Origin of the sequence: Pseudomonas sp. PA-4-8C, from assembly GCF_021606625.1 — a bacterium.
Classification (GTDB): Bacteria; Pseudomonadota; Gammaproteobacteria; order Pseudomonadales; family Pseudomonadaceae; genus Aquipseudomonas; species Aquipseudomonas lactis.
In genome coordinates, this window is the sequence record NZ_WKCD01000222.1 from 1 (window position 1) to 9,520 (window position 9,520).

Annotated in this window: 11 protein-coding genes; 7 read left to right on the top strand and 4 right to left on the bottom strand. The window is 57.5% G+C overall.

The window, feature by feature from the left end; genetic code table 11:
• Positions 1–190: L-lactate permease (locus GIW04_RS23410; protein ID WP_236479237.1), on the bottom strand; the 190-nt coding region annotated here is incomplete at its 3' end.
• 252 nt (positions 191–442) lie between these two features.
• Here GIW04_RS23410 and GIW04_RS23415 point away from each other — a divergent pair.
• Positions 443–1,210, top strand: coding sequence for an FCD domain-containing protein (locus GIW04_RS23415; protein ID WP_094774603.1), 768 nt, complete (start codon positions 443–445; stop codon positions 1,208–1,210).
• A 27-nt stretch (positions 1,211–1,237) separates the two neighbouring features.
• Here GIW04_RS23415 and smpB read toward each other — a convergent pair whose 3' ends face one another.
• Positions 1,238–1,720, bottom strand: coding sequence for an SsrA-binding protein SmpB (gene smpB, locus GIW04_RS23420; protein WP_014719962.1), 483 nt, complete (start codon positions 1,718–1,720; stop codon positions 1,238–1,240).
• A gap of 167 nt (positions 1,721–1,887) precedes the next feature.
• Between smpB and GIW04_RS23425 the strand changes: the two genes are divergently transcribed.
• Positions 1,888–2,322 carry a type II toxin-antitoxin system RatA family toxin gene (locus GIW04_RS23425; RefSeq protein ID WP_003194226.1) on the top strand — a complete coding sequence of 145 codons (435 nt, stop codon included), beginning with the start codon at positions 1,888–1,890 and terminating at the stop codon, positions 2,320–2,322.
• The gene (locus tag GIW04_RS23430) at positions 2,315–2,617 is read left to right on the top strand and encodes an RnfH family protein (protein WP_120248828.1); all 303 of its coding nucleotides are present in this window, start codon (positions 2,315–2,317) and stop codon (positions 2,615–2,617) included. The genes GIW04_RS23425 and GIW04_RS23430 overlap by 8 nt, the downstream gene beginning before the upstream one ends.
• Before the next feature lie 306 nt (positions 2,618–2,923).
• Here GIW04_RS23430 and GIW04_RS23435 read toward each other — a convergent pair whose 3' ends face one another.
• Complete coding sequence (locus tag GIW04_RS23435; RefSeq protein ID WP_003194222.1) at positions 2,924–3,451, bottom strand: outer membrane protein assembly factor BamE; 528 nt, start codon at positions 3,449–3,451, stop codon at positions 2,924–2,926.
• Between the two features lie 98 nt (positions 3,452–3,549).
• On the opposite strand from GIW04_RS23435, the gene fur reads away from it, so the two are divergent.
• A complete protein-coding gene (gene fur / locus GIW04_RS23440) occupies positions 3,550–3,954 on the top strand; it encodes a ferric iron uptake transcriptional regulator (protein ID WP_003194220.1) in 405 nt (134 codons plus the stop codon).
• A gap of 85 nt (positions 3,955–4,039) precedes the next feature.
• On the opposite strand, the gene recN is transcribed toward fur, so the two are convergent.
• Positions 4,040–5,713 (bottom strand): DNA repair protein RecN, encoded by a 1,674-nt coding sequence (gene recN, locus GIW04_RS23445; protein WP_120248829.1) that lies wholly within the window; start codon positions 5,711–5,713, stop codon positions 4,040–4,042.
• Between the two features lie 254 nt (positions 5,714–5,967).
• Here recN and grpE point away from each other — a divergent pair, with 254 nt between their 5' ends.
• From grpE to dnaJ, 3 genes are all read left to right on the top strand, one after another.
• Entirely contained in the window at positions 5,968–6,528 is a 561-nt protein-coding gene (gene grpE / locus GIW04_RS23450; RefSeq protein WP_003194215.1) for a nucleotide exchange factor GrpE, read from the top strand.
• Positions 6,529–6,630: 102 nt separating this feature from the next.
• Positions 6,631–8,553 carry a molecular chaperone DnaK gene (gene dnaK, locus GIW04_RS23455; RefSeq protein WP_003194213.1) on the top strand — a complete coding sequence of 641 codons (1,923 nt, stop codon included), beginning with the start codon at positions 6,631–6,633 and terminating at the stop codon, positions 8,551–8,553.
• Between the two features lie 317 nt (positions 8,554–8,870).
• Positions 8,871–9,520: molecular chaperone DnaJ (gene dnaJ, locus GIW04_RS23460; RefSeq protein WP_236479238.1), on the top strand; the 650-nt coding region annotated here is incomplete at its 3' end.

The following is a 9,520-nucleotide window of genomic DNA, read 5'->3' on the forward strand; positions in this document are numbered from 1 at the left end:
CAGCTACCGGCATCTGGAAGGCGAAAATGGCGACCAGGATCGACAGGGCCAGGGTGATGCTGCCGGCCACATGGCCTTTGAGGCGGAACACGGCCAGCGCCAGGAAGAAGAATACGATGGGAATGACGGCGGCCAGTGCGGACAGGCCGAGGCTGCCGAGTGGGCTGTAAAGCTGTTGCCAGGTTTGCATATGGGGTGGCCCCTGATTGTTGTTGTTTGGTGAGCTTGGGTAATTGGTAATACCAATTTACAATCGCTGTGGGCTAGATTAAGAGGCTGGGCAGGGGTGTGTCAATTTGCCGCCTGCGAAACTTTGGTCGTAGGTCGGGAGGCGGGGCGTTCTGATCAGCGAAATTGAAGGCGTTCTGATAGGTGCTGCCGGCACGTCGATAGGCCAGAATAGGGGCCCCGGCGAGTGGTCGGGATGGTGGAGAGTTGAGTTATGGGGTTTGATCAGGTGCGTCAGCGCCGTTTGTCTGACGATATTGTCGAGCAGCTTGAGGGCATGATTCTCGAGGGCACGCTGAAGTCGGGCGAGCGCTTGCCGGCCGAGCGCGCGCTGGCTGAGCGCTTTGGTGTGTCGCGCCCATCGTTGCGTGAGGCGATTCAGAAGCTGGCGGCCAAGGGGTTACTGGTCAGTCGCCAGGGCGGTGGCAACTATGTGGTGGACTCCCTGGGTTCGACCTTCAGTGATCCGCTGCTGCATTTGTTGGAAAGCAATCCCGAAGCGCAACGCGATCTGCTGGAGTTTCGCCAGACCCTTGAGGCTTCGTGTGCTTATTACGCGGCGTTACGCGCCACGGAGGTTGACCGTGAACGGCTGACCGCCGCATTTGAGGCGTTGCAGGATTGCTATGCGCGCGTCGATGAGGTGAGCCGGGTGGAGGAGGGCGCTGCGGATGCAAGGTTTCACTTGGCGATTGCCGAAGCCAGTCATAACGCCGTATTGCTGCACACCATTCGTGGGCTGTTCGACCTGCTCAAGCGTAACGTAGTGACGAATATTGGTGGCATGTACCAGCAGCGTACTGAGACCCGCGACATGTTGATCAATCAGCATCGGGACTTGTACCTGGCCATCATCGAGGGGCGGGCCGAGCAGGCGCGCGACGTCTCGACACGGCATCTGCTGTATGTGCAGGAGGTGTTGGAGGAGGTGCGTCAGGAGGTTCAGCGCGTGGCTCGGGCGGAGCGGCGCAAAGGGATGTAGCCCGCGTGGGCTACACCGTCACAAGGATTACTCTTCCTTGCCCTTGTTGCGCACGGCGCGATGCAGCTCGCGATTGGAATCGCGCTCGCGTTCGGTGTCGCGCTTGTCGTATTCCTTCTTGCCCTTGCCCAATGCGATCTCGCATTTGACCAGGTGCTTGCTCCAGTACCAGGACAAGCAGACACACGCGTAGCCTTTTTGCTGCACGGCTGCGGCGAGTTTTTCGAGCTCGCGGGCATTGAGCAACAACTTGCGCGTACGCACCGGGTCGGCAATCACGTGGGTGCTCGCGGTGGTCAGCGGAGTGATATGACTGCCAAGCAGCCATGCCTCGCCATCCTTGAGCAGCACATAACTGTCGACCAGCTGCAGTTTGCTGGCACGCAGACTTTTTACTTCCCAGCCGGCCAGGACCAGACCAGCCTCGAACCGATGTTCGATGAAGTAATCGTGTCGCGCTTTTTTATTTTGCGCGATGGTCCCTGTGGGGTGTTTCTTTTGTTTAGCCATAGGGGCGGCATTATAGGGAGTTGCGAGCGTGTCGGCTACGGTCAACCTGTGTGCTTGAGCGAGTTGGACGAATCCCGGACAATGCGGGCAGTTCTTTGGTTTTTTTCTCTCGCGGATTGGGCTGTTCTTTCGCGATGTTTGCCTTAAGCAGTGGAAGTAACGCTCACATGACGACGCATATTCAACGTTCGGCCCTGTTGCCCTACCCGGCGCAGGCGCTCTATGACCTGGTCAACGACGTGGCGCGTTACCCAGAGTTTCTGCCTTGGTGCTCGACGGCCGAGGTTCTGGAGAGCAGTGACGAGCACATGGTTGCCAGTGTGGGGGTGGCCAAGGGCGGCCTCAGTCAGCATTTTGTGACGCGCAATGTGCTGGTGCCGGGTCAATCCATCGAAATGAACCTGCAGGAAGGGCCGTTCACCCAACTGCACGGTGTGTGGGTGTTCAAGGCGTTGACGGACAAGGCCTGCAAGATCAGCCTGGATCTTTCGTTTGATTATGCCGGGCCGATTGTTCGTGCGACGTTGGGGCCTTTGTTCAATCAGGCAGCCAATACCCTGGTGGATGCGTTCTGTCAGCGCGCCAAGCAACTGCATGGTTGAGATTGAGGTGGTGTTTGCCGCTGAGGACCGCCAGGTGTTGCTGGCGGTAAAGGTGGCTGAAGGCACTAGTTTGCGCGAGGCGGTGCAGGCGTCGGGAATGGCAGCGCATTTTCCTGATGTTGATCTGGCTGATTGCCCGGTGGGTATATTTGGCAAGGTTGTCGTGGATGCCGGGGCGCGTTGCGTACAAGCGGGCGACCGTATTGAGATCTACCGGCCTTTGCTGGCCGACCCTAAAGAGGTACGCAGGTTGCGCGCGGCCAAGGCGGCATTGGCCAGGCAAACGAATTCTTGAGCTTGCCAAATGGCAGCCTAGCTATCTGGGGCGCCGCGATCCAACTGTGGGAGCTGGCTTGCCTGCGATGACGCCCTGATAGCCGGCGCATATCTACCTTATACCCGCGATCCAAATGTGGAAGGGGCGGTCCCGATAACGGGTATGTTCTCGATCTGATCCAGGATCCTGGTTGACTGTCAGATCGCTTTCGCAGGCAAGCCAGCTCCCACAGGTTCAGCGTCGCACCAAGGTTATGTAGAGATGCCTATGTAAATGGCAGGCAACAAAAAGCCCGGCATGCCGGGCTTTTTATCGAGCGCAAAATTATTGCGGGCTGGTGTCCAGAGGCTCAGGCGTCGGCACGGGCACGGTTTCCACGTTGTCGATGTCTTTCTGGATGCTGTCCAGCAACGAACCTGGCTTGGCCGGTACCTCGGATTTTGGTTTTTCGGCTTCCTGCGCAGGGGCGGTCACGTTGGTGCCGCTGTCCTTGCCCAGCAAGGCTTCATCGCGGCTTACGCCGGGCATGAAGTCACCGGACAGGCTCACGAGCTGGTCATTGCCATTGAAGATGACACTGACGCGCTCCTGCTGGCGTTCACCGCCACCAGGCTGCAGGCTGTACAGATAATCCCAGCGATCGGCATGGAAAGTGTCGGTCAGCAGGGGATTACCCATGATAAACCGTACTTGCCGTCGGGTCATTCCCGGGCGTAACTGGTCTATCATGTCCTGCGTGACGACATTGCCCTGCTGGATGTCGATTTTGTAAACCCCGGGGAATGAACAACCGGCGAGTGCGAGCAGTCCCACAAAGGTGAAACTGGTTAGCAAGAGCTTGGTGTTTTGCATCGGTGGGCGACTTCCACTATCTTGGCTGGGACAACGTAAACGCCGATCATACCCGTATTAAGAGAAGCTGCGAAGCAGCATCCGCGAGAAAGCTAACCATGGTTGAAAATAGCGAACTACGCAAAGCCGGTCTCAAAGTGACTCTGCCACGAGTCAAGATTCTACAAATGCTCGATTCTGCTGAGCAGCGCCACATGAGTGCCGAAGACGTTTACAAGGCGCTGATGGAGTCTAACGAGGACGTCGGCCTGGCCACGGTCTACCGTGTACTGACCCAGTTTGAAGCCGCAGGGCTGGTGGTTCGTCATAATTTCGACGGCGGTCATGCGGTGTTTGAATTGGCTGACGGTGGTCACCATGACCACATGGTTGACCTGGATACCAATGAGGTTATCGAGTTCACCAGCCCTGAAATCGAAGCGCTGCAGCACAAGATTGCTGAGGAGCATGGGTTCGATTTGGTCGACCATAATCTCGTGTTGTACATCCGTAAGAAAAAGTAAAAATCGACGCAGTTTTGCTTTGCGAAACGATTGAAGGCGACCCTCGGGTCGCCTTCGTGCTTTCTATAGAGTGGAAAATTTCGCTTCAGGCCTTCGCGGCCACCACCATTTTTTTCGCGTGAGCCAAGGACTCTTTGGTCAAGTCGATACCGCCGAGCATCCGCGCCACTTCTTCCACCCGTTCCGACTTGTTCAGCTTGGAGACGGCGGTGTGTGTCGCGTCACTGCCGCGCACCTTATGCACAAACAGGTGCTGATGCCCTTGGGCTGCCACTTGCGGCAAGTGCGTTACCGTAAGCACCTGGCCGCGATCCCCCAAGCGACGCAGCAATTGGCCAACAATTTCTGCGGTCGGCCCGCCAATGCCCACATCCACTTCATCGAATACCAGGGTGGGTACCCGTGAGGTCTGGGCGGTAATCACCTGGATCGCCAGGCTGATGCGCGACAGTTCGCCGCCGGAGGCCACTTTGGCCAGAGCCTTGAGCGGTTGGCCGGGGTTGGCACTCACCAGCAGTTCGACGTGCTCCAGCCCATGGGGCTGCAATTCTTGACTGGTGTTGGGATGCAGCTCGATGGTGAAGCGCCCGCCTGGCATGCCCAGGCGTTGGATTTCCAGCTCAACGGCGCTGGCCAGGCTGGTGGCTGCTTGCTGGCGCAGGGCGCTCAGTTCCCGGGCCTTTTCCTGATAATGACGGGCAAACGAAGCGAGCTCTTCGCCCAAGCGCTCGATGGATTCGTCGTTCGCGTTGAGTGTTTCGATTTCATCCAGCAGTTTCTGCTGCATGGTGGCGACTTCAGTCGGCTGGATTCGATGCTTGCGAGCCAGGGTATAAATAGTGTCCAGGCGCTCCTCTATTTCCTGCAGGCGAGCTGGGTCGGCGTCGAAGTGATCCAGGAAACGATTGAGTTCGCCCACGGCCTCTTCAACCTGGATCTGCGCGCTGGTCAGCAGGGTGGTCGCTTCACTCAGCGAGCCAGAAGCATTGTTCACGCTGGACAGGCGATTGAGGCTGGCGGTCAGTGCGTTGAGCACATTGCCGGAGTCGCTCTCGCTACATTGTTCGACCACCTGGCGGCAGATGCCCAGCAGGGTTTCGGCGTTGGTCAGGTTCTTGTGTTCCTGCTCAAGCTGTTCCAGCTCGGTTTCACCCAGGCCCAGGCTCTCGAGCTCTTCCAGTTGATAACTGAGCAACTGGTGGCGGGCGCGTTGTTCGTCGCCGGAGTTGGAGAGGCGTTCCAGTTCCTGGCGTGTCTGGCGCCAGCGTTGGGCGGCCAGCTGAACTTGCCGGGAAAGATCGGTGGCGCCGGCGTACTCATCGAGCAGGCGACGGTGGGTATCGGTTTTCAGCAGGGATTGGTGTTCGTGCTGGCTGTGGATATCGATCAGCAATTCGCCCAGGGCTTTCAAGTCGCCCAGTGGGCAAGGCGTGCCGTTGATATAGCCGCGTGAGCGCCCCTCGGCCGTGATCACCCGGCGCAGAATGCAGGGGCCTTCATTATTAAGGTCGCGTTCGGCCAGCCATGCCTCGGCTTCGGGGATGTCCGCCAGGTCGAAGGTGGCCAGGATGTCGGCCTTGTCGGAGCCAGGGCGTACCACGCCACTGTCGGCGCGGTCGCCAAGCGTCAGGCCCAGGGCGTCGAGCATGATCGACTTGCCGGCGCCGGTTTCGCCTGTGATTACGCTCATCCCGCGATCCAGTTCAAGATCCAGATGTTCAACGATGGCGTAGTTATGTACAGACAGGTGCACGAGCATGACGGCCGCTCCCAGGCTTTAGGTCTGGTTATTTATACAGTGTTTTGTTCAGGCCTGACAATCCTGGCACTTAGCTCGATTTGCTTGAGTCGTTAATTTTTTTAGCACGATGTGGAATGAGCGTGAAGGAAATGATCCAGGTCAATCGAAAGACTTTTGGTAACGCCTGCGCCCTTGAACCTGAAAATTGTGGCCCCATATACCGGAGCAGAAGCGCGAGTTGAGTTCGCGCATGATTTTGAAAGGAGAAATCTATGGCTGACGAACAGACGCAGGATACGCAAACTCCAGACGCCAATTCGGCTGCCGGTGATGAACTGGCGACACGTGTGCAAGTGCTCGAAGAGCAATTGGCCGCTGCGCAGGATCAATCGTTGCGTGTTGCCGCCGATCTGCAGAACGTCCGCCGCCGTGCCGAGCAGGATGTAGAGAAGGCTCACAAGTTCGCGCTGGAAAAATTCGCCGGTGACCTGCTGCCGATCATCGACAGCCTGGAGCGTGGTCTTGAGTTGTCCAACCCGGACGATGAAAACATCCGCCCAATGCGCGAAGGCATCGAGCTGACCCTGAAAATGTTCCAGGACACCCTGAAGCGTTATCAGTTGGAAGCGATCGATCCGCAAGCCGGCGAGCCGTTCAATGCTGAGCATCACCAAGCCATGGCCATGCAGGAAAGCCATGACCTGGAACCCAATAGCGTGATCAAGGTGTTCCAGAAGGGTTACCAGCTCAACGGTCGCCTGATGCGCCCGGCAATGGTGGTGGTGAGCAAGGCTCCTGCACCCGTTGCACCTTCTATTGATGAGCAGGCTTGAAATACGCCGCAAGGCCCCCATTTATAAGTCAAGCGTTTAAGTGCTACCGCAGTTAGCCAAAACTGCTGCGGCAACCAAATTCAAGTTTCGGGAGAGTAAATCATGGGCAAAATTATCGGTATCGACCTGGGGACTACCAACTCCTGCGTCTCCGTGCTGGAAAACGGCGTTGCAAAAGTTATTGAAAACGCCGAAGGCGCACGTACCACCCCGTCGATCATCGCTTACGCCAACGACGGTGAAATCCTCGTCGGCCAATCGGCCAAGCGTCAGGCAGTGACCAACCCGCACAACACCCTGTACGCGGTAAAGCGTCTGATCGGTCGTAAGTTCGACGAAGAAGTCGTACAGAAAGACATCAAGATGGTGCCTTACAAAATCGCCAAGGCCGACAACGGTGACGCCTGGGTTGAAGTGAACGGCCAGAAGATGTCGCCGCCACAAATCTCGGCTGAAATCTTGAAAAAGATGAAGAAGACCGCCGAAGACTACCTCGGTGAAGCAGTGACTGAAGCGGTGATCACCGTTCCGGCCTACTTCAACGACAGCCAGCGTCAGGCCACCAAAGACGCCGGCCGCATCGCGGGCCTGGATGTAAAACGTATCATCAACGAACCAACCGCAGCTGCTCTGGCTTACGGTATGGACAAGGCCAAGGGCGATCACACCGTGATCGTTTACGACCTGGGTGGCGGTACATTCGACGTCTCCGTGATCGAGATCGCAGAAGTTGACGGCGAGCACCAGTTCGAAGTGTTGGCCACCAACGGCGACACCTTCTTGGGTGGTGAAGACTTTGACATTCGTCTGATCGACTACCTCGTTGACGAATTCAAGAAAGAAAGCGGCATGAACCTCAAAGGTGACCCGCTGGCCATGCAGCGCCTGAAAGAAGCCGCTGAAAAAGCCAAGATCGAGCTGTCTTCCGCTCAGTCGACCGACGTGAACCTGCCGTACATCACAGCAGACGCCACTGGTCCTAAGCACTTGAACGTGAAAATCTCGCGTTCCAAGCTCGAAGCACTGGTTGAAGACCTGGTTCAGCGCACCATCGAACCTTGCCGTATCGCGCTGAAAGACTCCGGTATCGACGTTGGCTCTATCAACGACGTGATCCTGGTGGGCGGTCAGACCCGTATGCCACTGGTTCAGAAGCTGGTCACCGAGTTCTTCGGCAAAGAAGCTCGTAAAGACGTGAACCCGGACGAAGCCGTTGCCATGGGTGCTGCCATCCAGGGTGCCGTACTGGCCGGTGACGTGAAAGACGTGTTGCTGCTGGACGTAAGCCCGCTGACCCTGGGTATCGAAACCATGGGTGGCGTGATGACTGCGCTGATCGAGAAAAACACCACGATTCCTACCAAGAAATCCCAGGTGTTCTCGACTGCCGATGACAACCAGGGCGCCGTGACTATCCACGTGCTGCAGGGCGAGCGTAAGCAAGCTGCGCAGAACAAGTCCCTGGGCAAGTTCGACCTGGCTGAGATTCCGCCAGCACCACGTGGCGTGCCACAAATCGAAGTGACCTTCGACATCGACGCCAACGGCATCCTGCACGTCGGCGCGAAAGACAAGGCCACCGGCAAAGAGCAGAAGATCACCATCAAGGCCAACTCCGGCCTGTCTGATGAAGAAATTCAACAGATGATCCGTGATGCTGAAACCAATGCTGAAGCGGACAAGAAGTTCGAAGAGTTGGCGGGCGCCCGTAACCAGGGTGACGCGCTGGTTCACTCGACGCGCAAAATGATCGCTGATGCTGGCGACAAAGTGACCGACGAAGAGAAAACCGCAATCGAAGCGGCAGTGGTTGCCCTGGAAGCCGCCATCAAAGGCGACGACAAGGCTGCCATCGAAGCCAAGGTTGAGGAACTGTCGAAAGTCTCCGCGCCAGTTGCTCAGAAAATGTACGCCGAACAAGGCCAGCCGGCTGACGGTGCTGCGCAACAAGCAGAGCCTGAAGCCAAGCATGACGACGTTGTCGATGCCGAGTTCGAAGAAGTTAAAGACGACCAGAAGAAGTAACTTGGTCGCCCGGTTGACCGCACACAAGCGGTGACTGGTAGGATGTCGCCGCGCGGGAGCTTGCTCCCGCGTTGGCGTGTCTGGGGTATGCGAATTTTTACAGCATGCGACAACGCTCGGATGCTGGCGGTGTGAACGGGAATGCTCCTGCTTTCCGAATGACAGTCACCGCGTTTTTGGCCGGGTCCCTGGCTGAAAGCAGTAATGACCAGGATCGTTGAATTGACGTGAGTTGGGTCCGGGCCTGTATTGGGGCTCAACGAGTTTGGCAGGGTTCAGGAGGGCCAGGTCGAACGTCCTTAAGAGTGCAAAGACTTATGGCAAAGCGTGACTATTACGAAGTATTGGGTGTGGAGCGTGGCGCCAGCGAGGCGGAGCTGAAAAAAGCCTACCGTCGCCTGGCGATGAAGCACCACCCGGACCGTAATCCGGATAACAAAGAATCCGAAGAGATGTTCAAAGAGGCCAACGAGGCCTACGAATGCCTGTGTGATCCCAATAAGCGTGCAGCCTACGACCAGTATGGCCATGCCGGTGTCGACCCAAGCATGGGCGGCGGCGGTGCCGGTTTTGGTGGCCAGAACTTCTCCGATATTTTCGGCGACGTATTCAGCGACTTCTTCGGCGGCGGCCGTGGTGGTCAGCGTGGCGGCCCGCAGCGCGGCAGCGACCTGCGTTACACCCTGGAGTTGAATCTGGAAGAGGCCGTGCGCGGTACCAGTGTCAATATCCGTGTGCCGACGTTGGTTAACTGCAAGCCGTGCGATGGCTCGGGTGCGAAGAAAGGCTCCTCACCGATCACGTGCCCGACCTGCGGCGGTATTGGGCAGGTGCGCATGCAACAGGGCTTCTTCTCGGTGCAGCAAACCTGCCCGCGTTGCCATGGCCAGGGCAAGATCATTTCCGATCCGTGCGACTCCTGCCACGGCGAAGGCCGCGTCGAAGAGTACAAGACGCTGTCGGTCAA

What these genes read in the sequence shown, in the direction of transcription:
- grpE (WP_003194215.1), top strand. Translation starts at nt 5,968, where the DNA reads ATGGCTGACGAACAGACGCAGGATACGCAAACTCCAGACGCCAATTCG.
- GIW04_RS23415 (WP_094774603.1), top strand. Translation starts at nt 443, where the DNA reads ATGGGGTTTGATCAGGTGCGTCAGCGCCGTTTGTCTGACGATATTGTC.
- GIW04_RS23435 (WP_003194222.1), bottom strand. Translation starts at nt 3,451, where the DNA reads ATGCAAAACACCAAGCTCTTGCTAACCAGTTTCACCTTTGTGGGACTG.
- recN (WP_120248829.1), bottom strand. Translation starts at nt 5,713, where the DNA reads ATGCTCGTGCACCTGTCTGTACATAACTACGCCATCGTTGAACATCTG.
- GIW04_RS23425 (WP_003194226.1), top strand. Translation starts at nt 1,888, where the DNA reads ATGACGACGCATATTCAACGTTCGGCCCTGTTGCCCTACCCGGCGCAG.
- GIW04_RS23430 (WP_120248828.1), top strand. Translation starts at nt 2,315, where the DNA reads ATGGTTGAGATTGAGGTGGTGTTTGCCGCTGAGGACCGCCAGGTGTTG.
- dnaK (WP_003194213.1), top strand. Translation starts at nt 6,631, where the DNA reads ATGGGCAAAATTATCGGTATCGACCTGGGGACTACCAACTCCTGCGTC.
- fur (WP_003194220.1), top strand. Translation starts at nt 3,550, where the DNA reads ATGGTTGAAAATAGCGAACTACGCAAAGCCGGTCTCAAAGTGACTCTG.
- smpB (WP_014719962.1), bottom strand. Translation starts at nt 1,720, where the DNA reads ATGGCTAAACAAAAGAAACACCCCACAGGGACCATCGCGCAAAATAAA.